General features: G+C 44.6%; 24 protein-coding genes and 1 pseudogene. 15 read left to right on the forward strand and 10 right to left on the reverse strand.

From position 1 onward, the window contains the following. Positions 1-231: 231 nt before the first annotated feature. On the forward strand, positions 232-711 hold the full coding sequence (locus FE810_RS03525; RefSeq protein ID WP_138318645.1) for an aminoacyl-tRNA deacylase: 480 nt from the start codon (positions 232-234) through the stop codon (positions 709-711). Positions 712-762: 51 nt separating this feature from the next. Here the strand turns inward: FE810_RS03525 and FE810_RS03530 are convergent, their stop codons facing one another. From FE810_RS03530 to FE810_RS03555, 6 genes are all read right to left on the reverse strand, one after another. After that, entirely contained in the window at positions 763-2,490 is a 1,728-nt protein-coding gene (locus FE810_RS03530) for a phospholipase D-like domain-containing protein (protein ID WP_171022244.1), read from the reverse strand. Between the two features lie 277 nt (positions 2,491-2,767). Further along, the gene (locus tag FE810_RS03535; RefSeq protein WP_138318647.1) at positions 2,768-3,004 is read right to left on the reverse strand and encodes a hypothetical protein; all 237 of its coding nucleotides are present in this window, start codon (positions 3,002-3,004) and stop codon (positions 2,768-2,770) included. 384 nt (positions 3,005-3,388) lie between these two features. Beyond that, positions 3,389-4,561 carry a sensor histidine kinase gene (locus FE810_RS03540; RefSeq protein WP_138318648.1) on the reverse strand — a complete coding sequence of 391 codons (1,173 nt, stop codon included), beginning with the start codon at positions 4,559-4,561 and terminating at the stop codon, positions 3,389-3,391. Continuing rightward, a complete protein-coding gene (locus FE810_RS03545; RefSeq protein ID WP_138318649.1) occupies positions 4,554-5,261 on the reverse strand; it encodes a response regulator transcription factor in 708 nt (235 codons plus the stop codon). The genes FE810_RS03540 and FE810_RS03545 overlap by 8 nt, the downstream gene beginning before the upstream one ends. Beyond that, positions 5,261-5,680, reverse strand: coding sequence for a DUF3019 domain-containing protein (locus tag FE810_RS03550; protein ID WP_138318650.1), 420 nt, complete (start codon positions 5,678-5,680; stop codon positions 5,261-5,263). The genes FE810_RS03545 and FE810_RS03550 overlap by 1 nt, the downstream gene beginning before the upstream one ends. 1 nt (position 5,681) lies before the next feature. Then, the gene (locus tag FE810_RS03555; protein ID WP_138318651.1) at positions 5,682-6,521 is read right to left on the reverse strand and encodes a MipA/OmpV family protein; all 840 of its coding nucleotides are present in this window, start codon (positions 6,519-6,521) and stop codon (positions 5,682-5,684) included. A gap of 368 nt (positions 6,522-6,889) precedes the next feature. On the opposite strand from FE810_RS03555, the gene FE810_RS03560 reads away from it, so the two are divergent. After that, positions 6,890-7,585: a hypothetical protein gene (locus tag FE810_RS03560; RefSeq protein WP_138318652.1), complete on the forward strand. Its 696-nt coding sequence runs from the start codon at positions 6,890-6,892 to the stop codon at positions 7,583-7,585. 192 nt (positions 7,586-7,777) lie between these two features. Continuing rightward, on the forward strand, positions 7,778-8,629 hold the full coding sequence (locus FE810_RS03565) for a MurR/RpiR family transcriptional regulator (protein ID WP_138318653.1): 852 nt from the start codon (positions 7,778-7,780) through the stop codon (positions 8,627-8,629). 215 nt (positions 8,630-8,844) lie between these two features. Here the strand turns inward: FE810_RS03565 and FE810_RS03570 are convergent, their stop codons facing one another. The 4 genes and pseudogenes from FE810_RS03570 to FE810_RS03580 all read right to left on the reverse strand — a co-directional run bounded on the left by FE810_RS03570 (position 8,845) and on the right by FE810_RS03580 (position 13,555). Next, complete coding sequence (locus FE810_RS03570; protein ID WP_138318654.1) at positions 8,845-10,092, reverse strand: exo-beta-N-acetylmuramidase NamZ family protein; 1,248 nt, start codon at positions 10,090-10,092, stop codon at positions 8,845-8,847. A 1-nt stretch (position 10,093) separates the two neighbouring features. Continuing rightward, positions 10,094-11,044: an N-acetylmuramic acid 6-phosphate etherase gene (gene murQ, locus FE810_RS03575; RefSeq protein ID WP_281278315.1), complete on the reverse strand. Its 951-nt coding sequence runs from the start codon at positions 11,042-11,044 to the stop codon at positions 10,094-10,096. A 165-nt stretch (positions 11,045-11,209) separates the two neighbouring features. Continuing rightward, positions 11,210-11,962: pseudogene (locus tag FE810_RS17190) on the reverse strand (glucosamine kinase nucleotide-binding domain-containing protein); the annotation flags it as partial. Further along, a complete protein-coding gene (locus FE810_RS03580; RefSeq protein ID WP_138318655.1) occupies positions 11,963-13,555 on the reverse strand; it encodes a sodium:solute symporter in 1,593 nt (530 codons plus the stop codon). Between the two features lie 138 nt (positions 13,556-13,693). Between FE810_RS03580 and FE810_RS03585 the strand changes: the two genes are divergently transcribed. From FE810_RS03585 to FE810_RS03640, 12 genes are all read left to right on the forward strand, one after another. Beyond that, positions 13,694-15,658 carry a glycoside hydrolase family 3 protein gene (locus FE810_RS03585; RefSeq protein ID WP_306416842.1) on the forward strand — a complete coding sequence of 655 codons (1,965 nt, stop codon included), beginning with the start codon at positions 13,694-13,696 and terminating at the stop codon, positions 15,656-15,658. A 23-nt stretch (positions 15,659-15,681) separates the two neighbouring features. After that, on the forward strand, positions 15,682-16,884 hold the full coding sequence (locus tag FE810_RS03590) for an acyltransferase family protein (RefSeq protein WP_138318656.1): 1,203 nt from the start codon (positions 15,682-15,684) through the stop codon (positions 16,882-16,884). Positions 16,885-17,280: 396 nt separating this feature from the next. Then, positions 17,281-18,669, forward strand: coding sequence for a DUF4397 domain-containing protein (locus tag FE810_RS03595; protein WP_171022246.1), 1,389 nt, complete (start codon positions 17,281-17,283; stop codon positions 18,667-18,669). A gap of 248 nt (positions 18,670-18,917) precedes the next feature. Continuing rightward, positions 18,918-19,496: an LON peptidase substrate-binding domain-containing protein gene (locus tag FE810_RS03600; protein ID WP_171022248.1), complete on the forward strand. Its 579-nt coding sequence runs from the start codon at positions 18,918-18,920 to the stop codon at positions 19,494-19,496. Positions 19,497-19,631: 135 nt separating this feature from the next. Beyond that, complete coding sequence (locus FE810_RS03605; RefSeq protein ID WP_246036876.1) at positions 19,632-20,216, forward strand: sigma-70 family RNA polymerase sigma factor; 585 nt, start codon at positions 19,632-19,634, stop codon at positions 20,214-20,216. Continuing rightward, the gene (locus FE810_RS03610) at positions 20,209-20,880 is read left to right on the forward strand and encodes a ChrR family anti-sigma-E factor (protein WP_138318697.1); all 672 of its coding nucleotides are present in this window, start codon (positions 20,209-20,211) and stop codon (positions 20,878-20,880) included. Before FE810_RS03605 ends, FE810_RS03610 begins: the two co-directional genes overlap by 8 nt. A gap of 60 nt (positions 20,881-20,940) precedes the next feature. Beyond that, positions 20,941-21,900 carry a YbgA family protein gene (locus FE810_RS03615; protein WP_138318660.1) on the forward strand — a complete coding sequence of 320 codons (960 nt, stop codon included), beginning with the start codon at positions 20,941-20,943 and terminating at the stop codon, positions 21,898-21,900. Then, on the forward strand, positions 21,900-23,324 hold the full coding sequence (phrB, locus tag FE810_RS03620; RefSeq protein ID WP_138318661.1) for a deoxyribodipyrimidine photo-lyase: 1,425 nt from the start codon (positions 21,900-21,902) through the stop codon (positions 23,322-23,324). The genes FE810_RS03615 and phrB overlap by 1 nt, the downstream gene beginning before the upstream one ends. Positions 23,325-23,353: 29 nt before the next feature. Next, positions 23,354-23,884 carry a nuclear transport factor 2 family protein gene (locus tag FE810_RS03625; RefSeq protein WP_246036879.1) on the forward strand — a complete coding sequence of 177 codons (531 nt, stop codon included), beginning with the start codon at positions 23,354-23,356 and terminating at the stop codon, positions 23,882-23,884. Beyond that, entirely contained in the window at positions 23,881-24,603 is a 723-nt protein-coding gene (locus tag FE810_RS03630) for an SDR family NAD(P)-dependent oxidoreductase (RefSeq protein ID WP_138318662.1), read from the forward strand. The genes FE810_RS03625 and FE810_RS03630 overlap by 4 nt, the downstream gene beginning before the upstream one ends. After that, the gene (locus tag FE810_RS03635; protein WP_138318663.1) at positions 24,604-25,860 is read left to right on the forward strand and encodes an NAD(P)/FAD-dependent oxidoreductase; all 1,257 of its coding nucleotides are present in this window, start codon (positions 24,604-24,606) and stop codon (positions 25,858-25,860) included. After that, positions 25,857-26,642 (forward strand): DUF1365 domain-containing protein, encoded by a 786-nt coding sequence (locus FE810_RS03640; protein WP_138318664.1) that lies wholly within the window; start codon positions 25,857-25,859, stop codon positions 26,640-26,642. The genes FE810_RS03635 and FE810_RS03640 overlap by 4 nt, the downstream gene beginning before the upstream one ends. Positions 26,643-26,723 lie beyond the last annotated feature (81 nt).

Below are 26,723 nucleotides of genomic sequence, written 5' to 3' on the forward strand. Positions count from 1 at the left end.
TTGTTCAGCTTTAGAATATGCGAAATTGCATCGCGAGTTTTGATAAATTCATCGGCGTTTGATCTGGATCATCTAAACCACAGTTGCGCGAGCCAGTTGAACTATAATTAGGTATGGATGCTACAGCGTTATTGTGTATTTAAACTCGCAAGTGTTTGCAACCGAGCCATCACTTGCTAAGCGCTGCAAATCCTACTTTTCATTCAGTGTGTTTGTCAGGAGGCAGTAGTTATGACAATTTCTACAACACTCGAATCCTATTTGGATGAGCATAACATCCCTTTTCAAAGTGTTATTCACCCCCATAGTAGTAGCTCGATTTCAACCGCAATTTCAGCCAATGTGCCATTGCAGCAAATTGCGAAAGCCGTAGTGTTAGAAGATCACGAAGGAAGGCATTTGCTGGCAGTATTGCCGGCGAATTATAAAATCAGTTTGTCAGCCTTAAATGATGAGTTGCTGGCGACCTACCGACTAGCCAGAGAGCAAGAAGTGTATACGATGTTCGAAGATTGCGAACATGGAGCGATACCTGCGTTGGGCGCCGCTTATCATATAAATACGGTATGTGAACAAGCTCTTGATGAGCTTGACCATGTGTATATTGAAGCGGGGGATCACCACACATTAATAAAAGTGGATAAGGAAAACTTCCATCAGTTAATGAAGGAAAGTAAACATATGCACTTTAGTCGTCAGGTGATCCATTAAGTCAAAAAATAACCAGGGAGCGAATGCTCCCTGAGATAAGCCAGTTGCGGATTAAAGCTGCCACTTGATGCCGGTGAAAATAAGTTTGCTATAGACGCTACGCTGGCTCTTGGCAGAAAACCCCTCCATGCCGTCGAGTTCGCGCACTTTTTTACGCATTGCCAGCCAGTCGGGTTCACCCCAAAGATAACAACGTTTTTTCAGGTCATCGAATATCTGATTTAACTCGCCATTGACACCGTCACCGAGCATAAAATAACCCATCTCATTGTTAATGAATCGTGAGCGGTAATCGAGATTTGTGGTTCCGACAAAGGATACATTGTTGGTGACAATAAATTTGGCGTGGAGCTTACCATAGGTCTCATCACCCCCGATTAAATCGGCATCAAGTCTGCCAAGTTGATACACCTTAATTCGTGGGTTATTAATGGCTTTTTGAAAATCTTCCGATCCAATAAAATCCGGGTTCTCTTCGCTGACTTCCAAATCATCTTGCCATTCATCGATAAACTTAGGATCGTTGCTTAACATACGCGGTACCATTTCCATATCGATGATGGACTGGGTCATAAAGTTGTCTGAAGACATCACTGAATTGGTAATGATTTCGATGGTCCGCTCGGGATCTGCTGCAAGCCACTCTCTGATGCCTGCAAGTTCCTGATAACGACCATCTTTTTCTTCGGGCTCCTCGTTGGCGAGAAAAATATAAGGAGAGACTAAGCGAACGTGTTTAACGTTATATTTTAAACTTCCCAGTTCATCGAGTATTTCGACAATGGAGTTTGGATTGCGGCCTTTCACATCGGCATATTTTTCAAAAACTTCATAGCTCACAATATTTGCCATTTCATGGGCGAGTCGAAGTTTAGAAGGGTTATAGCCTTGTTCTAATTCTTCTTCGATATTGGCATATGAGCGAGCAAATAAGGGACCGCGTTTTATTTCATCCAGAGATTCCTGTAATTTTTCCTGTTGCCCAGAATATGGCAACCAGGCGGTAAGGTATTTATTGCCTGAATGGTTATAGAGCAGTGTCAGATATAATTCCGACACTCTTGAAATGGTTAAAGGTGAATCACCAACCCCTTTTTTATGAGTTGCCTTTAATTGCTTAAGCGTACCTTCTGGATTCTTAATGAGGATTTCTAGATCCTGAAAAGTATCCTTATTTTTTTCGCCTTTTTCATTGATGCCGTAGTAATGCAAAGAGATATTGCGCCCGCCAGTCATTACATAGGCATTGGTTGGCGAGTTGCCATCAATAACCAGTAATTTATCGTGTGAACGGCGATTAATATTGACGAAAATTTTCGACACCGCATTGAAAATCATCACCTGAACCCGGGCTCTTTTATTGGTGAGTTTGCCATCAGGTCCGCGAATAAACCCGGCTTCATCGGCGCATCGTAGCAGACCTTTTAACTCTTCATGACGCATGTCGGCAGAGCCAAGCGAATCAACCATCAATCGGACATCAACCCCACGTTTAACGGCATTACACATAGCCCCGAGAAACGCATATCCGGCAAGATCATTGTCAAAAATATAGTAGGTTGCATCCACAGTGTATTTGGCATTTTCAATCAACCAAATTTTCATTGCCAGAGAATTGACGCCATCTTCAACGGTGGGGCCTATGATTTTCACCTGACCTTCAAGAATTGGAATATCCGCTTCTATTCCAAGATCCAATGACTGCTGTTTTTGCTCTTTTTTACTGCGCCAGCGCCGTTGTTCATAGTGTTTATTGATGGTTGGGTTGTCATTTTCCAAAGCTTGTTTGCATTGAGATGCTTGTAGCTGAGGAGGACAAAAATCATCGGGTTGAGAGCTACAACCTAAAAGCAATGTGAGTAGACATAAAGTTAACAAGGATAACTTTATCTGATATTTCCCCATAGTCCGGCCTTTTGTGACAAGCGAATATTGTCTGTAATTAGATGTTTAGCTTAGTTAATCTTAGACCGGAACCTATAAAAGAGGAAAATTTGTGCGCACAAGATCGCGAAATATTCGGGGGGCTAGATCTCAATCTTGTATGTATGCGGATTTACTTTTTACTAAACCACTCAATTTCTTCGCATGAGTAACTGCTGCTCAGGAATTCCAACAATTGTGCATGTTCTTTTTGGCGTTGTTGTTCCTGACGGCATTCATCCAGGCTGGCAAAGGTATCAATTTGGGCAACCACTTCGTCGTCCGAGTTATACTTTAGCAATTGAAAATGATCGCCAATTTGTTGATGCACAAAATAGGCAATCGCAGTTAATACAATTAGATCTTTCATAACATCACTCCGTGAAAAGCTTATTGTTTTATTGTTTGCAATCCGCATTAATCTTGTCGCTCTGCAGCCGAACCGCAGGGACATTGCATCGCAAAGATACTTTTAGTTTACCGAGCTAGAAAAAAACTGCTGTTAACAGTTTGTAATGGTTTGGTTATTTTTTGTTGAATGGAAAATGTTCAATTGAGTGAACGTCGGGGCTATGACGTTTTGACTATGACGTTTTGGCTAGCACCACTTGTTAATTTCGTAATTAACCTAAATGATGGACTCTAGCTTCATAGCTACAAGTTTTAGTTTGCTGTTTATCGGGTGTTGCGATTTAGTTTTAACTTGGTGATAAGCTACTTGGTTGTTAACCGATAGGATGGCAAGGGCAGATTGTTATTCGACAACACGCGGGATCTCTACAATGGCGCGGGCACCGCCCAACGGTGCCGACGATTTGCTTAGCGCACCATCGTGACGGTTGACGATGGATTCGACAATGTACAAACCCAGCCCAAATCCGGTGGCCGTGCCCTGATTATTGGTACGAGGTTTATCGCCGTCAAAACCAGGACCATCATCATCGATGTAGAAATTCACATATTTTTCATCGCAGTCGGCACTCACATCTACACGGTTTCGTGCGTAACGTAAGGCGTTATTGAGTAAATTCGATAGTGCTAGCTCGAGCTGCGGCTGATTGGCATAAATTTCAATCGCTTCATTTATCCCGGTAAAGTGGACCGGAATTTCAAGATTTCGATACTTATCTTCCAAACTACGCAACAGCGATTGCAATGGTATTGGCTGGTTGTAATCCGGGTCTAACTGCTGTGAACGACTGAAGGTCATATAATCGGTGGCCAGAGTTTCCAACTCGGCAACATCCATGAGCATCCGTTGCAGGTGTTTGTCTTCTATTTTTCCTTCGACGCGCTTGAGCACAAACTTCATGCGGGCTAAAGGGGTACGAACCTCATGGGCAATAATTTTTGCGATATCACGTTGCAGCGCCACAAATTCCACGAGTCGACTGCTCATTGTGTAAAGGGCATGGGCAAGGGGATAAACCGTGGAATTTTTAGCAATGGTTAACGGTTGCGGCTCTTGGTTTTCGCCAAACTTTACCGCACACTTTTGTAGGTAAGAAAGATCTCGGAACATCGGCCACATGAGTAACAAAAATACGATAGCCAGGCCGCTGTAAAAAAATAAGACTAAAAAGTTATCATCGACGGGTTCAATGTTTATATCGACCGGACCCCATTGGATATATCGATTACTATCATGATTTCGCAGATAATACATCTGCTCGTTAACCACATAAGCAATGGTTTCATTGTTTTGTAATTGCAAAAGCAAATCCGGCGAGAGTTGGATATTAAATTTATCGACATAACGAAATTTTGCCGGGTTGTCGCTTTGCTGGGCGGAAAATACGGTTTCTATCGGAATATTATATTGCACCGGTGGTGCATAAAATTGGCTGTATAGTTGACCAAAACTAAACATCAAAGCAAACACAGCCAACAGGATAAACAAATAGAAACGGAAAAAGTGGCTATGCATTGTTTAGGTGAGCCCAGTATTTAAATACATATCCCTTGTTGCGTATCGACACTATGGTTAGCTCTTCCAAACCCACTGCACTGAGTTTTTTTCGCAAACGACTGATGCGTAGGTCTGCAGCCCTGTCTTTGCCGTCGTACGTTCGCCCGATTATGTCTTGAAACAGACTGTCGCGGTCAACGATATCATCGCCACGCATCGCAAAATACCAAATGATTTGAAAATCCTGTGCGGTTAAATCGAGCCGTTTTCCATGATAAGTCGCCTGCGCGGTTGCTTTGTCGAGAAATAGATTGCCAAGGGTCAGCGCTGTTGACTGGGTCCTGCGTTCCATCATCCGAATATTTGCACGTACGCGGGCAAGCAAGACTTCTGGATCGACAGGTTTTAATATGTAATCTGCAGCACCGGCATTGAGCCCTTTTATTTGCGACACGCTGTCGGTCATCGCTGTTAAAAACAGCACCGGGATTTGTGGGCTAAGAGAGAGACTAGGAAGCAATTCGAAGCCGTTAATATCCGGCAGCATAATATCGCAAAGCACAAGATCAAAATCAGAATTTTTCACGTGTGCAATCGCATCCTGGCCACAATTGACACAGGTTACGTTAAACTCAAAATCGTTTAGGTAATCACTCACTAACTCTGCCAGCGGGATATCGTCTTCAATCAATAGCAGTTGATACGTTTTGAGCGCCATTACAATATCCAGCCAAAATTTCTTCGAGGTCGTAGCGCAATCGGTTTAAATTCTGCGAGATGCAACATGGAAGAGTATAAGACTTCATTATTGTCGCGATTAATAATATCGATTTTTACGTCTTCGTTGATGGTCAACATGCGCTGAAATCGAGCATGTTCAACCTGAGTGAGACAATGGCGAATTCTCAGCTCCTTGATGACCATGCAAACATCCATTTTTGAATTTAAATGCAGATTAACGTCGAGCTTAAATTGACACTGAGAATTACGTTTATTGCGCACACAAATCTCCGGCAGGATATCTATTTCAGAAATATCTGCTGAGATTGTCGATTTATCCTGTGCCTGAATGCTAAACGCACTCAAGTAGCAGAAAATTAAACTGCCAAGTCTTATCGAAAGTGGCTTCAACGTCATCTTAATACCTGTATGAAACCCCTACAAAACCAGTGTGGTAGCGAGTCTTATCAAGCAATACACTGGACTTCATTTTACTGTCAAGCCAAGTCTTCTTTAATGACAAACCGAGCGACCAATTTGGATTAAAATGATAGCGTAAATTCAAATTTACCCAAGGTGAAATCGTGTCACCGACCGATATTTGCCGCAAAAGAATAGTATTTTCTGTGTCTGTCAGTTGATAGTAATAATCATTAATTTTAGATGATTTATAGGTTGCACCCGTTTGAATTGTCGCCGTCAATGAACGCCACTGTAGCGGTTTGGTAAAGGTCAGGGAAATCTCTTCGCCGTGATGAACGGATGTTACATCTTTTGCCATGGAGAAGTTAGTGCGCAACCAAGGGCCAATATGGCTGATATTAACCCCTCCCAAATAACTTAAGTCCCGCTCTATCTCTTGAAAGTTAATTGCGACTTTGCTGGCTCGCCATGTGTTTTGCGTGATCCCGGCAATGGATACCAATTTTTCGCTAGTCGAATCTGCAAAAAAATAGCCATCGTTATTAAAATAACCATAGGCATCGATTAACCAGTTTTCAGACTCGTATAAACTGTATCCCAGCACCAGATTTTCCACATAGAACTTATCGCCATAGTAGCTGAATTCCGGCAGCAAAGGGGAGCTGATGTTATCGCGCTGTTTTAAAGGGTTTTCAATGCCGCCAATACCTGCGGTCAGGCGAAAATCAAACGTTCCGGGTTTAACCAACGCTTGCTCGGAATTATTTTTTGCCAGAGACGCAGGGGCGCTTAATAGGCTGGCTATGATGATGGATAGGAAAACAGCGTACTTCATTATTCTATATGTCGCTTATGGGAGACAGAGCTAACTTCTTAGGCACAAGTTCTAATATAAAAAAAACATCATTGCAATGAATTCAGCCAATTATTGTGTACATATTTGTAGCATTGACCTTTGGTTAACAAGCTGGATTCAATTTACTTACCTGCGGGAATTTTTCGCCAGTAAATGACAAGTGCCTACCAGGGTTAAATCAGGGTTAGATTCGGCGCTGTGATCTGGTGAGTGAATCGTGTAAAAATTAAATAAGTGATTGAATATTCGATGCTGTTTAGTGATTAACTGGCAAACTCAAAACTATCTTATAGACTTTAAACAAGTGCGGTAAAACAATAATTTAATCTCAATAGAAGGGACTTGTCTTGAAATCGTTAATCCTCCTCCTGTCCATACTGGTGGTTGTTAATCCTTGTCTTGCTCAAGAGCAGGCGTCTGAGGAGCAAACGGTCACTAACGATGTTGTTGAAGCGACTCCTGCTCAGCCGTTACCCAGTGACGAATCGAGCCAACCAATAGATGATCCTGATGCCCAGAGTGACGATTCTCAAACTCAGAACCAATCAAAAGGCTCTGAGTCAGATCCGGCTGAAGCAGAATCCGCCAAGGAAGACAGTTTTTTTGCCTTTGATGACTTTGGCTATGGTTTAGGATTTGGAATTTTGTACAGTGGGTTGGGTGGCAATATCAATGTCACTAAGGAATATGATATGAAATATGCCTCAATCGGTTGTCTTGGACACTCCTCTGAAGGCGGCCTTGCCTGTGGCTTGGGGGTCGGTTGGATCCGCACCAATTTATTTGATGTTGACCCTTTTTATGCGGACAAACATGGTATCGGCATTTATATTGGCGCTGTGGGTAGCGAAAAGAGTCGTGAGCCAAGCAACCGATTTCCGGAATATGACAATGAAACGGTCTGGGGGCTTGCGGGCAGTTATCATTACTTCCTCAATGGAATAGAGGAACCGGGTACGAATCTTGGCGCAAGTTTCGTCATTGGCGATGGTCGAGATGATACCGAGTTTGGTTTGCTGCTACAGGTTGGTTATCAATTCTGAATGCACGAATACTTAATGCTTTGTTTTGAATCTATATTGGAACTTTTATTCAAGTGATAGTGGTTAAGTATTCTCACACTATTTGGTTGTTGAAGACTTTGTTTTTACTCGCATTTTAACTGTCGCGTTGAGCTGTAAATATTGTTTGTGATAGTATTTACAGTAATACTTTATTACTCAGTTGAAATGCTAATGTCCGTACTTGTTAAGATCCGCGCGATACGACAATCATTAACCTCGAATGAAGCAAAAATTGCGGAATTTGCGCTTCACTCTCCTAACATAATCAAAGACTTATCCTCTCAAAAACTTGCTGTACTGGTTGGCGTTAGTCAATCGTCCATTGTAAAGTTCACGCAAAAACTGGGTTATAAAGGCTATCCGGACTTTAAATTTGCTTTGGTTGAAGCCATAAATTCCGAAACCGATAATGTGCAACTACACGGCAAAATTACCGTTAATGATGATTTTGAGCAGCTTAATAAGAAGTTGCTCGCCAGTAAGCACAAAGTATTGCTGGAGACTTCAGGCCTTAATGCGGCCGCAAATATCGAACTGGCTGTCGCGATGATAAAACCTGCAAAGCGGGTCTTGGTTGCTGGTATAGGAGCATCGGCATTGGTCGCAAAAGATTTTAGCTACAAACTGCAGAAAATTGGCAAAATGGCATTGGCTGAGGCCAGCGGTCATATCCAATTATCCTATGTATCGACATTTAGTCAGGATGATTTGGTCATTTGTATCAGTGAGTCGGGTAACACCACGGACGTTGTTGCGGTTGCGAAACTTGCCAGAGAACGTGGTGCTAAAGTCGTTACCATTACAAATTACAGCGATAATCAGCTAATGAAATATGCGGATATCAAGTTGCATACCGTGGCAGAACAATCTTCGCTGCGGTTATCTTCGATCATTTCCAGAACCTCGCAAGAATTTGTTATCGATTTATTGTTTGTTGCGTTGACTCAGGCTTCTCGCTCTGCACGAAAGATGGTTGAAGAATCGAACAAGGCGGTTCGTGAATTCGTTAATCAGAACGATTAACTTCAAACGCTGATAAAGGTCATTTAAACAAAGATTGTGACGATCGCAGAGAAAATATCTCGACATCTGTTGATTTGAACAGACAAACGATTCTTTGCACGTTGACCTATGCCCGCTTAAACATCAATAAAAGGAACTGCGCGTATAGCAAATACCCGCAACAACGATTGTCATTCTAACGGGGGGAGCCATCGCCGTTTCTTTATCCGATGGTGTTAATTGTTGTCATAAAGTAAATACTGCTGACGCATTTGTTTGTATTGTTCAAGTTCAACTTTCCAGCTCTGTTTAATTTGCGCCTCACTCTGACCGGCTTCGATCGCCAGTCTTAGTTGGTCGGTGCCGGCCAATTTATCAAAAAAATCAGCGCGTTCAAAAAACTCTAAGTTCTCGGCCGTAAATTTTTGATACCAGTTAATTAATAACGTTAACTGTAATCCGCGAATATTCGCTTTACGAAGGTCCATACCTTGTAAGGGGACATTTTTGAGTTTGGGGTTGATGGCAGCACCTGGGGTTGATATTGGCGTAAAATTAAACTCTCCAAGTACTGCTTTACTACCGGCTTTGTAACCAACAACCTGGAAAGGGAAGGGTGTGCCGCGACCGATGCTAATTGGCGTGGCTTCGAAAAAACATAGCGATGGATATAACCCGATGGACTGCGCATTGGGTAAATTAGGGCTTGGTTTTACCGGTAAATTATAAGGCGTAGAACGCTTGTAATTCGCTACATCGACCACCTTTAGCGATAAATCTTTTTCACTTTCAAGCCAGCCTTCACCAAGGATCATTTGAGCCAGTTCTGCAACGGTAAGGCCATGCAATATCGGGATTGGATGCATGCCGACAAACGACGTAAATTCCGGCTCGAGAATAGGACCATCGACATAGGCCCCATTGGGGTTAGGTCGGTCAAATACCCAAAATTCAACGCCATTATCGGCTGCCGCTTCCATCATATAATGCATTGACGAAATATAGGTATAAAAACGCAGGCCAACATCTTGAATATCGAATATTAACGCATCGAGCTCTGCGAAAACTTCGTCGCCTGGGCGCTTGTTATTGCCATAGATAGATACGATTTCGATACCGGTTTGGCTATCTATGGAAGAATCGACTTTTGCACCTGCATCATGATCACCGCGAAACCCATGCTCTGGTGCAAAAATAAATCGAACCTGGACGTCATTTTTAACGAGAAAGTCCACCAGATGTTGATCCCGTACCCTTGAGGTTTGATTAACGATGACGCCAACGCGCTTGTTTTTTAACGCAGGTAAATAACGGTCGCTTTGCTCAGCACCGGTGATAGGATGAATTGACACAGAGGGGGCAGGTATCACGACTTCCTTGGCTTGAATCACGGATGTCGTCAATGGGTAGCATATTGCGATAAGCAATATACCTATTGTTTTTAGGCGCAATATCGTGGATGTATGGCAACGAATCTCTAACATTTTATTGCTGCTTATCTTCAGTGTTTTGTGAACAAGATTGTTGGCTCTGATGGGCTTCTACCGCACGCCGTAAAAATCCACCTTGCTGATGCAACAATGTTTTTCCTTGTTCGGTATCAACGCCGGTGAGTATATGTAAAATTGCCAACTTGGCTTTGTATCCGGTTTTATTCAGCGCCTCTAATGCGGTGTCACGGCTGCAATTGGTCGCTTGCATCACTATTCGAATTGCTCTCGCATAGAGTTTCTCATTGCTGGCATTGACATCCACCATGAGGTTTTCATAACTCTTACCAGAGCGAATCATACTCGCGGTGGTTAACATATTAAGGACAAGTTTTTGGGCGGTGCCTGATTTCAATCGAGTCGAACCGGTCAGTACTTCCGGACCAACAACGGGACAAATATTGACTTGCGCATGTTTGGATACTTCAGAACCTGGGTTGCATGTTAACGACACAGTATTGGCACCTACCGAGGTCGCATAGTCGAGTCCGCCAATGACATAAGGGGTGCGACCGCTGGCCGCGATACCGACTAATACATCGTTGGCACTGAAATTTATCGCTTTGAGATCGTTAACCGCGCCTTGTGCATCGTCTTCCGCCCCTTCGACGGCTTTATAGATGGCGTCATTGCCTCCGGCGATCAATCCGACGACCTGCTTATGCGAAACGCTAAACGTTGGTGGACATTCCACGGAATCCAATATCCCGAGTCGTCCACTGGTTCCTGCACCTAAATAAATCAGACGCCCCCCTTTGGCAAACGCAGTGACGATCATTTCAACCGCATCAGTAATAGGGCCAATACAGCGTTGTACCGCAACTGGAACGTATGCATCTTCATCATTTAAACATTCCAGAACCTCCCTGGAAGTCATCACGTCGATTTGCATGGTATTTGGGTTACGTTCTTCGGAAACCATAGCGTTCAATTGCGCCAGTAACAGGCTCTGTTCATCGGTTTCTTCGACTTTACGTTTGGTATGCACTAACGTTTGATTGGCGGCTAACTGGCGGGCAAGAAGACAAGCGCCGTCTAGTGAGCTGCCTTTTGTTAGCTGGCACTTTTGTTGATAGGGTTTACTTAAATAGGCAAGGGTCGCAACCGCAAGACCTCCCATTAATACTACCGGAACCGTTTCTGCCTTAATCGTTAAATCGATAAGTTGCTCAACATCTTTCGCATGATTTGCAACCAAGCCTTGGGCTTTGTCACAGGATTGCGCCAATTCAAAAACATGGGGCGCAAACACCGCATAATCGGCGGGCTTTGCTTTGCGAAGCCAATTGAGAATTTCATCCTGAGTCTTGCCTATCTGGGTTTGGATGTAGCGCGCCGTTTCACTCTTGTTGGCTCGCTGTTCATCAATTTCATTCAACAAAACTTTGACGGCATTAAAGCCTAACTTTGCACCACTGCCTTCGTCACCAATCGGAAAGCCCCAGCCACCCGCGTACTCTTCATCATTTTCAGCGCGCAACAAAGCGCCTACAGAACCTGTCCCTAGTGCAATCACCGCGACAGCTTTGCCTAAGTTCGCACCGTATAAAGACGTTCTTGCATCGTTAAATATTTCAAGACTGGCAAATGGGTAGGATAGGCGATTGCGTAGGCGTTTTACCTGCGTTTGGTTACCTGCACCGGCAAGCCCCATAACCACCGCGACTTCTTCTGGCGCCACATCGGCTTTTTGCAACAAACGATCAATCAAACCTAGCAGCGCGATAGATGCGCCTTCGAAATCATTGGTTAACGAGCTCGAACCGGCGCTGTCGTCGAAGCTCAGTCCGGTTTCCACGTGTTGTAAACGTCCTAAAGTCTTAGTACCGCCGCCGTCGATACCGAGAATATAATTAACCGCCATTTAAGGTTGAACCTCTAGTTGTTTGATCTTGCTCAGATCATGGTTGCTATTGCCTGCAAAACACACCAAAAAGGATAACAGGGCACCAATGCACAATTGCCAGGTGAACCCTAAGTCAAATTGCCATTGCTCGGGTAAAACAGTATTTATTATATACGGTTGAAATATCAGGCTAATGACAAAACCGGTGAGCAGCGCCAGGGGTACGGACGTTGCGTTACCTCGTTTGGTAAACACGGCAGTGAAATAGACGCCAAGCAAACCGCTGTAGGAAAACACCATCACACTTAATGCAAACGCGAGCAAAGGCATGTCGGAATACTGTTGCCAATAAAAACACAATATTGCCATGCCGCTCAACGCGATTGCCACCAGAGCCATGCTGACTTGCCCTGCTTGGACAAAATGCTTTTCGGGTTTTACTGCCCCTTTTTTGCTTAACAATGGGCGATAGATGTCCTGAACCAAAACTGAGGCCATCGAATTTAGCCCCGAATTAAGTGTTGATAGCGCCGCAGCGATAACGCCTATGGTTACCAAGCCTTTCACACCGGCAGGTATTTCATTGAGTACATAGTACATGAAGATGGTGATTTTTTCTCCGGAAAATGTCTGGCTGATGGCTCCAGCAGAGTCGCCCATAGCCAGGTCTGGTCGTTGATACAGTACATAAAGTAACAATCCAATGGCGATAAATAAGAACATTACCGGGATCACCATAGCCACGGAATAAATCATCGCTAAGCTACCTTGTTTGGCATTTTTGCAGGTCAACACCCGTTGTGTCATGTCCTGATCCAGTCCAAAGGCTGCGATATTCAGCAGTACAAAGCCGGTAAGGGAAGACCAGAGGGTAAATACACCCGTGGAGGTAAAATCGAAATCCAGATTGAAAACCGTTAATTTTGATTGTTCACGATCGATAGGGTTGTGCAAAGCCTCGATAATTTGTGAAAAATCTGCTGGGATCGCTTGCAGTAAAAAATACAGTACTAAAATCGCGGCACTGACATAGACCGCGCATTGAATGGCGTCGGAATAAATCACCGTTCGGATGCCGCCAATAATCGAATACATCAAGCCGGCACAGGTTAATACTAACGTGGAAATGATGACATTCTGAGCATCAATATTGCCGAATAAAATCATGGAAACTGCGATAGCAGCCATATAGAGTCGGGCGCCGCTGGCAAATACCCGGCCAAATAAATACATCAGGCCCGCTTGTTTTTGAGCTTTTTGGCCAAATCGCTGTGATAGTAGCTCGTAAACTGTGGTCACTTTGTGTTGATAAAACTTCGGAATTAAATAAAAGGCGACAAAAAACGCCGCAATAAAGGCGCCGATATTGGTGGCGAGATAGGACAGATCATTACGGTAACCTTGATCCGGCCCACCAAGAAATGTTGCTGCGGATTGTGAAGTCGCCAAAACAGAAACGGCAACAAGAAATACCGGCATATTGTGACTGCCAAGAAAATAATCATCGGTGTTGGCGGATTTTTGTCGATTGAAGTACCAACCTGTTGATATCATCATCAACACGTAAACAGTAAATACCATCCAATCGGCAGTGGCGAACTGTGTTGTCATTATTGATTTCCGTTCGAAAAAACTGGTGAAGAATATATAATTCCAGTAGATTTAAAAAAATAATAATAAATTATTATTTGAGAGTCTATTGCTTAGTGTTAAATAATGTAAAAAAGTTCCAAATAGGGGAAGTTATTGATGAATAAGCCACTTTTTTCCTTAATTAAGGTGTCTTTACATGCGTTGGGTTGTTTACTTGTAGTCTTGGCGTTGACTGGCTGTGAAAGTGCCAACACGGATACCATGAGTAAAATGAAAGGTAACCTCAGAGTTGCGTTGGCTCAGAAAATCATGCTGGATCTACGCTATTATTGCCAACCCGAGCAATTGATCCAATATCGGAATGAACAGGTGTGCCGCACGCCTATGACCGAGCTACCCGAGGAGCTGGCTGCGATGATTCAAGACAGCAATGTCGGGGGTATTATCCTGTTTGCTGAGAACCTGCAATCGGTTGAGCAAGTTGTCAAACTTAACCATGATATGCAACGCGCTGCAGTCGACTCGTATTCCGGTTTGGAATTGTTTATTTCAATCGACCAGGAAGGGGGAAGAGTCGCCCGTATGCCTCGCGATCTGGCGACATCGTTTAGTGGCAATATGGCCATCGGTGCGACTCAGGAAAAATCGGGAAACTATTTTGCCGAGCAAACCGGTCGAATTCTTGGTCTGGAATTATCTGCACTAGGTTTTAATTTAAACCATGCTCCGAATGTGGATGTTAATGTCAACGCGGAAAACCCGGTTATTAATGTACGTTCCTTTGGCGAACAGGCGAACCTGGTGGCGGAACTGGGGGCGGCGCAGTTAAAAGCCATGCAACAACAGGGCGTGGTTGGCACATTAAAGCATTTCCCTGGTCATGGTGATACCAGTGTTGACTCGCATACAGGGTTGCCCAGAGTCGATCATTCGATTGAAGACATTATCGCCGTGGATTTATTGCCATTTCAAACAGCAATCGATCAGGGGCTGGCAAAAATGATAATGACCGCACATATCCAGTATCCGCAACTCGATAATTCTACCTTTACCACCAATGATGGCAGTACCATGATAAAGCCGGCGACCATGTCGAAACGCATACTGACGGATTTGTTACGAGGTAAAATGGGTTTTGAAGGCGTGGTGATAACCGATGCGCTGGATATGGCAGGTATCAGTCATTTTTTTGAGCCCATTGATGCGATTATCGAAACTTTCAATGCCGGTAGTGACATCGCTCTGATGCCATTTCGGATCCGTAAAGCAGAAGATATTCAATTGTTAGCGCAGACGCTGGATCAGTTAGAACTTGCCGTTGCCGAAGGGCGTTTATCGCAAATTCAGGTACTTGAATCGGTTGAACGAATCTTTCGACTTAAACAACAGCTATCTAGTGATTTTTCCGAAAATCAGCTAAGTGAAAATCAGGCGATTGCCAATGGCGTGGTCGGCAACCCTGCACATCGTCAGCTCGAACAAGCATTAGCGGAGCAATCTTTGGTTCAGGTTAAAAATGAACAGGTTCTGCCAATTCAATCGGATCAACGGGTGCATTTACTAATGCCGGATTTAGGGAAATGCCGGGCGCTTGAACAGGCCTTAAAGTTACAAAATTCCAGGTTGACGGTCACTTGCAGTGATCTCCATCAGTTTGAGTATCAGCAAACGCGTCATCATATGCTCCAGGCGGATGTTTTTTTGGTGGCAAACATCACTCCGAAACAAAGTGCCGTGGAAATGGGCGGGATGGAAGACATTGAATTACAAGCCAGAGGCGTGCAACCCCTTAGCAAGGCGGACCAAGATACCCAAATAGAAAGTCTGTTAAGATTGGCGAAAGACAATAATAAGAGCACCATATTTGTCAGTCTGCGTGCACCCTATGAAATGTCTCGATACGAGCAGTATAGTGATGCACTTATCGCTACCTTCTCATATAATGTCCACACTGAAGATTTTGGCAGTGACAAAAACAAAAACAATGGCAATGTGCAGGCGGTAGGCCCTGCGTTTTCGGCATTGGCAAAATTACTTACAGGCAAGATAATAGCCTCCGGGCGACTACCGGTCAGCGTCGAGCGGACCTCGGATAGCCTGACAACAACAACGATTGATTGAATTGAGAATAATAAGATTAATTTATGAGTAATATTTTTTCGGGCTATGCCCGCAACGTAATCGACCAGTTACCTCCAGGCCGATTACTGGCATTGGATGTATTTCGCGGTATCACCATCGCTGCGATGATTTTAGTCAATAACCCAGGAAGCTGGTCCTACGTTTACGCGCCAATGGCGCACGCGAAATGGCATGGCTGGACACCGACGGATCTTATTTTTCCATTCTTTATCTTTATCGCCGGTGTATCGGTGGCAATCGTAATGAATCGCGAACTGGCCAAAGGTACCGACAAACTATTTTTGCTTAAACATGCTTTTGTTAGGGCAGTGAAACTGTTCGCTTTAGGGCTGTTTTTGGCGCTATTTTATTACAATTTTAGCGATCCTGATTTTAGCTGGGTTGATGCCAAGCTATTTTCAATGCGGGTAATGGGCGTGTTACAGCGAATTGGTCTGGTTTACTTTGCCACGGTGTTTATTGTGCTGTACTGGCAAAATCTAGGCCGCTGGCTGTGGGCCATTGGATTGCTGTTGGGGTATTGGGCGTTAGTCATGCTTACTCCATATTCGGATAGCGCCGGTAATACTTATATCGGGCTGCTGGAATTTGGTAATTCTCTGCCGGCTTTTATCGATAATTACGTCTTTTCTGCTAAACATCTGTACTATGCATCCGCAACACCTTTTGCTTTTGATCCTGAAGGGCTGATCAGCACATTACCGGCCATTAGTGGTTGTCTGGCGGGTGTGTTCACCGGCAATATTTTGACCAATAAGGCGCTGACTCTTGCTGGTAAAGCCAAAAAAATGCTGGTTATCGGTCTGGTCTGTGCCATTGTTGGCGAGCTTTGGGGGCTGGTATTTCCAATTAACAAAGCGTTATGGACATCGAGTTTTGTGGTGATGAGTAGTGGCTGGGCATTGTTAACATTGGCAGCCCTTACCTGGTTGATTGATATTAAGGGTAAGAAATACTGGAGTGCGCCTTTCGTGGTTTGTGGCGCCAATGCAATCTTCTTTTACATGTTTGCGGGAGTATTGGCCAGATTGTTAATGATGATCCCTGTGGCCGACAGTAGCCTTGGTGATTGGTTATTCTCAGATGTGTTGCAACCGTTGTTTGGTAATTACAACGGCTCGTTGATGTTTGCGATCAGCTTTTTGTTCGTAAGTTATTGGGTGCTGGATTACCTGTACCGGAAAAAAATATTCTTTAAGGTATAACCTTTTCTCGGTTGGTATCATCGTCTGACATTCCTTCGGTAGTGAGGCTGATGAATCACTATCGCATAGTCAATCATAAGCCTCGTGTCGATGTTATCGAGATGAGGCTTTTTTGATTTTGACGTTCCGGACGCATCAATTTCAGTTTCTATTGTTTCTTTGCAGGTCTGTCTGAGGATTGACGGCTGGTCAGAGTTGAATAAATCCACAGTTAACGCTGACAGCATATTTAGGAATGTTTTCGGGAAAAATACTGGTGTTCTGCAGCTTGTAGCGAGAATAGCGACGCGAAGTTTTAACTGCTTGAATTACTCATGAAAATAAAAAATGATCCTAATCATTTTTCTCCCCGTAAGGTTGAATGCGACTTCGAACTTTACACATGAGGAAACAAAAATGAAAAGGATCTTAAAGATCATTTTACCAGTCTTTCTAGTTGGCGTCATCAGCGGTTGTGATGACGACGATAACGGTACTTCTACCATTACACCTCCAGAGCCCACAGCGCCACAAACTATGGTGCGTGTGATCCACGGTTCACCGGATGCTCCTGCCGTAAACGTTCTGGCTGGAGGTAGTGTTGTTGATGCCCTTGCCGGGTTAGACTTTGCCATGGGTTCGGGCTTTTTATCGCTCGACGCTGGCACCTACCCGTTAGCAGTGGAAGCAATTCTTGCCGATGACACAACCACGCAAGTGTTAGATTTAGGCGATGTGGATTTGACGGCGGACACGGAATACACCGTCTTTGCCCACGGTACGGTAACGAACATGGACCTAGCTCCTGCGGTTATCGCGAACCCCATTAGTGCCGTTGGTGATGGCAACATTCGTGTTCAGGTTCTGCATGGTTCTTCCATTGCGCCAATGGTGAACTTACATGTGACCGGAGCAGACGATGAGCTGGGTGAGCCCCTGGCGACCTTATCCTATGGCGATGTGACTGGTCAGGTTGAAGTGCCGGCTGGCGTATACAGAGTCCGTCTGGTTGTTGCTGAAGGTGATAGCATGGGAGCTGTAGCTTTCGACGCGGTATTGCCTGATTTGCCTGCTGGCGCTGACTTGTTCGTCGCCGCGACGACCAATACCGGCGTACCAACTTCTCCAGTATTTTTGCTTGCCAATGATGGTACTGACACGTTGAAAATCATCGATGACAGGACGCAAGCCTGGGTGCGTGTCGTGCACGCTGCAGCAGACGTGCCAAACGTTGATATTTTAGTGGATGGTAACAAAGTGAATGCGCTGAGTAATGCACCGTTTACCGGCGTCACTGGAAATGTACCCGTCGATCCGGGCACATATATGGTAGATACCGTGTTATCGGCCGACAACAATGTCGTCGGCATTAGCGGTGATTTAATGCTCGAAGCTGATATGAAATATACGGTCAATGCCGTTGGTACTCTTGACGGTAATGACGATGCGGCCCTTGAATATTATGTGCAAGTCGATGACGCACGCATGGTGGCGACCGAAGCACAGGTTCGTTTAACCCACGCTCATCCTTCGGTAGGCAACGTTGATATTTACGTCACTGCCGATGGCGATATTAGCAATGCGTCGCCGGTGTGGAGCGATGTGCCATTCAAAGCCGATACCGGTTTCGTCTCTTTACCTCCTGGCGATTACGTAGTGCAGGTAACGCTTACTGGTACCGATACAATTGCTATCGACACAGGTGTTATCTCCTTGATGGGGGGCAAAATCTACGCGGCTACTGCCGTTGATAACCCAATGGGAATGCCGGCAAACTTAATTTTGATGGATGCGTTTACTGAATAACATATCCGCGTGATCTGCAAAGAACCCAGAAAAGCCCACATGATTTATCTTGTGGGCTTTTTTGACGCTTATTTCCGTCAAAAAAGCAGTCAAAGGATTCTTAACGGTATGGCGTTGGCAGTTAAAGGTGAGGAAAGCAATCATCGCTTTATGATGCCGAATTGGAAGTCAGCATTCGCACATTTTTTTTGATCGTTTTCTTAGGTAAATGCGTATTAAAAGGTATGAGTAGAACAACGGAAGCACTTATGAACCTCGTTATTTTTCCATTACCCATTTATCTTCTTCCTGGTGGTATCACTCGATTACGAATTTTTGAGCAGCGTTACATTAAGATGGTGAAGCAGGCCGTGACCGGTGATGGTTTTGTTATCAGTCAGTTTGCAAAAGAAGATGAAAATCAATGTTGCCGTTGGGGCAGCCATGTCACGGTTGTTGATTTTCAAAATGGTGACGACGGCTTGTTGTATATCGACGTTAAATGCGATGCCATTGTCAATATCGGTGAAACATATCGTGACGAAGATAATCTTCTGCGTGCGCCAATTACACTTTCTCAGCATTGGCCGGGGCAACCTAATTCGGCCAATAGTCAATTACTCGCCGATGAGTTGAGTAAATTTTTTGACGACAATCCAAATTATGCCAGCTTGTATCCACAACCTGAGTTTGATTCTCCAGTGTGGGTATGTAGCCGTTGGTTAGAACTGATCCCTATTAATTTCGACAACAAATGTTGTTTTATCGAGCCTGACAGCTTTTCCAAAGCGATGAGTTTTCTCGCCACTGTGATTATCGAACATCACGAAGAAAAAACTGATCTTTAACGCGAGCGGTCTCGTAGAATGATTTAACTGGGTTGAACGATTGAGTTACTCACGATGCAAACAGATACAAGCGCAAATACAAATACACGTGCAAATAGATTGCCAAATCAGGGTTCTCGCTCTAATAATAGAACTATGAATCCTGATAATAACCATCAACAATTAGCCGATTGGCTGGCAGCCGTTGCTGAAGAGCGAGATAAAATTGCCTTTACTGGGCTCTTTAAATTTTTCGCTCCGAAGATACAGCGCATTGCTCATCAGCAATTTAGCAGTGAAGCCCAGGCACACGAAGTCGTGCAGGAAACGATGTCAAATGTCTGGCGCAAAGCACATCTATATTCGCCGCAAAAAGGTGCTCCTACGACTTGGGTCTATACCATTATGCGTAACGTCAGTTTTGATATGTTGCGCAAAATAAAATCCAAAAAGGAAGATAACCTCAGTGAGGATATCTGGCCATTAGTGGAAGCCGAAAGTGCAGAAACGGATGTGTACGCGGATCATTTGCAACAGAATCAGATTCTGGCTCACCTGGATAAGTTACCGGAGAACCAGAAACAAGTCGTAAAAGGTTTTTACTTTCTGGAAATGTCGCAAGAGCAGCTTGCTCAACATCTAAACCTGCCCCTTGGCACGGTGAAATCAAGGTTGCGACTTGCCTTAGCCAAGTTAAAGCAGCAGTTATCAGATCAACAAGTGGGAGAGCATGATGATTAAGCATCACCCAACGACAAATTTATTACAGTCATTTTCTGCAGGAGAGCTTCCAGCATCATTATCCGCTGCGATTAGTATCCATGTTGATATGTGTCCAGTGTGCCAACAACAGGTTGGCGAATTAACGGAGCAATATGCGGAGCAGAGCTTCGATCAACCAGCGCAAATGGGCCAGCAGGATTCTTTCAATGAGACTGCGGACATTATGTCATTGATTGATGATATTACCGATGACGAGTCAATTGCAGAGCTTGGCGAAGGTTATGTCGCCAAAGAGTTTCAGATAAAAGACAAGAGTTATAAAATGCCAAGGCCCTTGCAGTCGATGGCGATCGGAAGTTTTTCCGGTATTGGAAAATTAAACCGAGCTCGAATTGAGCTTGGCGAGGGTGAGATCCACACCAGCTTAATGCAAATTCAGCCTGGCGGCATGATCCCAGAGCATACTCACAAAGGGTTTGAGCTGACGTTATTACTCGATGGTGAATTTAGCGATGACATGGGTACCTATCAGGCGGGCGATTTTATCTGGCTCGATGGTTCGCATCAACACAACCCTAAAACGGAAGATGGGTGTTTATGCCTAACCGTGGTCAGTGATGCCTTGCACTTCACGCAAGGTTTCGGAAAATTATTGAATCCGTTTGGTTCTCTGCTTTACTAAGACTAATCCCTCCGGTCACTGACGTGGCCGGATTCCTTCTGACAAGCATTGGAGGATGTGATGACTCACCAGCATTTTGATTCTGACATTAATATCGGTATTAGCGCCTGTTTAATCGGCCAGAAAGTCCGCTTTGATGCGAGCCACAAGCGTAGCCAGTTTTGTGTAAACGAATTTGGCCAGCACGTAAATTTTGTGCCCTACTGTCCGGAAGTCGCCATTGGCCTTCCTGTTCCTCGCCCAACGGTCCGTCAAATTGATGTCGACGGCATTATTCACGTTAGTCGTCCCGATGGCACCATGGATGTTACTGATAAACTCCGCAATTATGGCCAGGAGGTTGCGCCAAAACTTGCCGATATCAGTGGTTATGTGTTCTGCGCCAAAAGTCCAAGCTGTGGTATGGAGCGCGTGAAGGTTTATTCTCAAGACGGCAAAGGTTCAACCTCCGATGGCATTGGTGTTTTTGCCAAAGAGATCATGACCCGTTATCCACACCTGCCATGTGAGGAAAATGGACGTTTGAACGATGCGAAACTTCGGGAAAACTTTGTCGCCCGGGTGTTCGCTTACAAACATTATCAAATTCTGGTGGCCTCGGGCCTGACCAAGCACAAGCTTTTGGTATTCCACAGCCAATACAAGTACCTGTTAATGTCCCATGACATCCTCGGGTATAAGCGAGCCGGGCGTTTACTGGCTACCTTAAACGGAGATATTGACGACATTGGTGAGCAGTACCTGGCGATACTGATGACTGCGATGAAAAAAATTGCATCCCGTAAAGGACATGCAAATACTTTGCAGCATATTCAAGGGTACTTCTCAGATGAACTGACTGGCGCCGAAAAGCAGGAGTTGTGCCAGCATATTGAAGACTACCGCGCAGGACTCGCGCCTTTGATGGTGCCATTAACGATGATCAAGCATTACCTGATGGAGTATCCTAAGGATTACCTTGCTCAACAGATTTATCTACAGCCACATCCAGTGTCCTTGAAATTGCGTTACGGCCATTAATGCTTTTCTGGTTTCGAAATGATTTGCGCGTGCATGATAATCCTGCGCTTTCCGCAGCATTGCAAAAAGGTTGTTCCGAGGCAGTCTTTTTGGGCTGTGAAAAACAATGGCAACAGCATCATCAAAGCCCGATCAAACGTGATTTTATCTATCGACATCTGATCTTACTTGCACAGCAGCTCGCGGAACTTGGCGTTCGTTTTCATTTTATTGAGGTGAGCGATTTCACCGGTCAAATTCATTGGCTGCGAGATTGGGCAACGGCACAACAGCGACAGAATTTGAACGACACGATTTACGCTAATGCAGAGCTCGAGCTCAGCGAGGTGAGCAGAGACCGAACATTGGCTAAGCTGGGCCTGGACCTTGAGTTAAGCGAAGCCGATGTGATTATTCCTAAAGGGAAAGTACTCACCGGTGCCGGCGAAATGTATCGGGTATTTACCCCGTTTAAGCGAGCTTGGATCAAAAGGCTGGTAGATCAGGGCTTTGACTGTTTCGCAAATCCTGTAGCGATTACCCCGTCACAGAACTTATCCATTTCCAATAACGATGCGATCAATACAATTAAAGCGTGCAGAAGCGCGCTAGCCAAAAGCTCCGATGTCTGGCCAAATGCCGAACAGATTATGTCAGGGGCACTCAGTTTTTGGTTGGAAGATACAATCAAAGACTATGCCAAGGGGCGTGATTTTCCATGTTTGCCCGCCACATCTCAGTTATCACCTTGCTTAAGCATTGGTGCTATTAGTCCCCGTTTATTGCTGCGTTTGTTGATCCAATCCCATCCCTTGGTATTGGAACAACAAGAGACTTCCGCTTTTGTCTGGTTAAACGAACTGATTTGGCGCGAATTTTATCGCCACTTGCTGTTTCACTACCCCGACTTAATCAAAGGCGATAATTTCAACCCTATTTACGATCGTTTGCAATGGCGCAACAATGCCGATGAATTTACCCTGTGGTGTCAGGGCAATACCGGCTATCCGTTGGTCGATGCGGCGATGCGTCAACTAAACCAAACGGGCTGGATGCATAATCGGCTGAGAATGGTTGTGGCAAGCTTTTTAACGAAAGACTTGTTAATCGACTGGCGCTGGGGAGAACAATATTTCATGGAGCAGCTCATCGATGGCGATTTTGCCGCGAATAATGGTGGCTGGCAATGGGCGGCGTCGACGGGATGTGATGCCCAACCTTATTTTCGTATTTTTAATCCGGTTCGTCAGAGCCAGAATTTTGATCCCTGTGGGGAGTTCATACGTACCTATGTACCAGAACTGGCGCAGGTCCCCGATCGTCATATTCACTTTCCACATCAGTATCTTACTGATAATAATTGTGAAAATTTGTACAGATCGGCTATCGTAGATCATAAGCAAGCCAGAGAATTTACGCTGGTGGCGTATAAAGCCTGCCGCTAGCCCCGATAACTCAAGTTAGCTGAGGACTTATGGAATCTTCGATTAGAAAAGGCAAGGGGCAAGTCTTGAATATGGATGGTAAAAAGTTAGAAGCGACTGGCAAAGCTCCAGAGTCGTTAAAACCCCGACACAGTCACCCATTATGGTTAGCATCGTTTATTGATGTGTACCAGGGGCTTGGAACAGACAATTTGTCAAAATTGTTGCAGGTATATACCCCAGATGTTCATTTCCAGGACCCTCTTCATACGATTTCAGGGCGCAAGCAGTTAATCGAATATTTTCAGGCGCTGTATACCAACTTAAATACCTGTCAGTTTGTGATTGACGATGTCATGCACAACGACCAGGAAGCGGCGATCTACTGGCGCATGTCATTCATACACCCCCGCCTTAATGGTGGTAACCCTGTTGAGGTTGAAGGACATTCTCGGTTAAGGGCTCAAGGCGACAAGGTTGTCTACCATCGGGATTATCTCGATGTTGGCGCAATGCTGTACGAGCACATACCGGTGTTGGGGCGTTTTGTTAAAATCGTGAAAGTAAGAGCAGGCCAATGAAACAGGTTCTGATCACCGGTGCAACATCGGGAATAGGTCGCTCCTTGGCGTTGCATTACGCACGCAATGGCTTTTCGGTGACGGCTTGTGGTCGCAATGAAGCACGTTTATCTGAGCTCTGCAACCACCATGATAATCTCAAATCGCTGGCGTTTGATATCACTGACAGTGAACAGGTGATTGAGGCCAGCTCAACATTAGAAGCGTTTGATATTGTCATTCTAAACGCGGGAGATTGTGAATACATCGATAACGCGGCGAACTTCGATGGCGCGTTGTTCAAACGTGTTATCGGGGTGAATTTACTGGCCATGGGAGATCTCCTCGAGCACCTTATTGGCAAAATTCGTCGCGGTGGGCAATTGGTTTTTGTCAGCTCCAGTGTGACTTACTTACCCTTACCCAGAGCCGAAGCCTATGGTGCCTCAAAGGCCGGAATTGACTACCTTGCAAAAACTCTGGCGATCGATTTAGCACCCGAAAATATTGCTGTCACCTTAGTTCAACCGGGATTCATCAAAACCCCGCTCACCGATAAAAACGACTTTTCTATGCCGTTTTTACTGACAGCAGAGCAGGCAGCCCAGCGGATATATGTAGGGGTCGAAAAACGAAAAAAAATCCTCGATTTTCCAAAACGTTTTACCTATTTGCTGCGTTTATTGGCGTGCATGCCATTCAGCTGGTGGTGTTGGTTGTTAACAAGGAAAAATAAATAGATGAAAAAGAATATCGCGATAATTGGTTCCGGTATTTCCGGATTGACCAGTGGTTATTTACTCAGTCAAAAGCATCGGGTCACCGTCTTTGAAAAAAATGACTACATCGGTGGGCATACTGCCACTAAAGATGTTGCGGTTGATGGCAAAGAATACATTGTCGATACCGGGTTTATTGTGTTCAATGACAAAACGTATCCCAATTTTCTAAAATTGATTGGCCAATTGGGGGTGAACAAAAAAGCAACCGAGATGAGCTTTTCGGTACATAATCGTCATACGAAAATGGAATACAATGGCCATAACCTTGATACTCTGTTTGCTCAGCGACGTAACTTTTTCCGTCCCAAATTCTGGCAATTGATCCGAGAAATCCTGCGCTTTAACAAACGCTGCAAACAATTGTACAGCAGCGGCGATATTCCTTCGGATAAATCGCTTGGTGATTTTCTATCGGAACAGGGTTTTTCGGATTATTTCAGCCAGCACTATATTTTGCCTATGGGTGCGGCAATATGGTCCAGTTCCATTGAACAAATGATGGAGTTTCAATTGGATTTCTTCATCCGTTTTTTCCACAACCATGGTTTGCTTAACATTGCTGACCGCCCCCAATGGTACGTTATCGAAAACGGTTCGCGCGCCTACATTGAGCCACTGATCCGTAAATTCAAAGACAATATCCATCTTAACACCGACATTACCGGTATTTATCGCGAAACTCAGCAGGTTCGTATTGAATTCGCCGATGGATCAAAGCAATCGTTTGATGAGGTCGTGCTTGCCTGTCATTCCGACCAAGCATTAGCACTGTTAGGAGATGCCAATGAAGCTGAGAAAAATGTGCTCGGGGCCCTGCCTTACAGTAAAAACAGCGTGGCCATGCATACCGATGTTTCCGTCTTGCCGAAGCGCAAAAAAGCCTGGGCGAGTTGGAATTACATGTTAGATAACAATCGCCAACGTCCAGCGAGTGTTAGCTATAACATGAATATTCTTCAGCATATCGAAAGTGAACATACTTTTTGCGTGACATTGAATCAGAGCGATGCCATTGCCCAAGAGAAACTACTTGAAGAATACATCTATGAGCATCCGGTATTTTCAACATCCGGTATGGAAGCGCAACAGCAGCGCGATAAAATATGCGGGAAGAATCGAACCCATTTTGCTGGTGCCTATTGGTACAACGGTTTTCATGAAGATGGCGTGCGTTCGGCGGTTGATGTTGGTGAGCGGTTTGGATGTCCGTTATGAGTGAAGGACTTACAATAAACAGCGGTATTTATTCGGGTAATGTTCGGCATCGTCGTCTCAAGCCGGTATACCATGGATTTAATTACAAGTTATATATGCTGGTTATCGATTTAGATGAGTGGCAACAAGGTCAATTAGAAAATGCTTGGTTGGGTCGAGCCTGGTACAAACCAATCCGCATTAAGCAAGAAGATTATGTGCAAGGTGAACCGGATGACCTTGGTCAACGTATTCGTTTACAAGTAGAGGCATTGGGTGGAACCTGGCCCGGTGGTAAGGTGATGATGACCATTCAGGGACGATGTTTCGGGTTGTATTTTAGTCCGGCGAATTTTTTCTTTTGCTATGACAAACATAACCAGCCGGTTTACATGTTAGCGGAAGTGAGCAACACGCCGTGGAATGAGCGACATTACTATCTAGTGGATTTAAATTCGGTAGTTCCGACAAAAAAAGCATTTCATGTCTCACCATTTATGAGTTTGGATATGTCATACCATTGGCAAGTGAAAGCGCCCAAATTAATGATTGCGTCGACGCTACAGGAACCTCGAAAAGATTCTTCGAACCAGTTGCTGGTGCATATAGAGAATCACAACAGTGAAAAATTGTTTGATGCCACCATGGCCTTGTCTCGGCAACCATTAACCGCTTCGGCAATTTTTTCGGTATGGCGTAGCTTACCAGCAATGACATTAAAGATATGCGTCACCATCTACTGGCAAGCCTTGAAGCTTTGGTTGAAGAAGGTGCCTTTTGTACCTCACAGTACATCTAACTAGTTCGGTATAGTGAGGCGCGGTGCAACTGCAACCCCGTGGTAATAATTTAGCTTGATGATTAAAGAGAGTTTTATTGTGAAA

It is taken from the genome of Thalassotalea litorea (assembly GCF_005843925.1).
Classification (GTDB): domain Bacteria; phylum Pseudomonadota; class Gammaproteobacteria; order Enterobacterales; family Alteromonadaceae; genus Thalassotalea_A; species Thalassotalea_A litorea_A.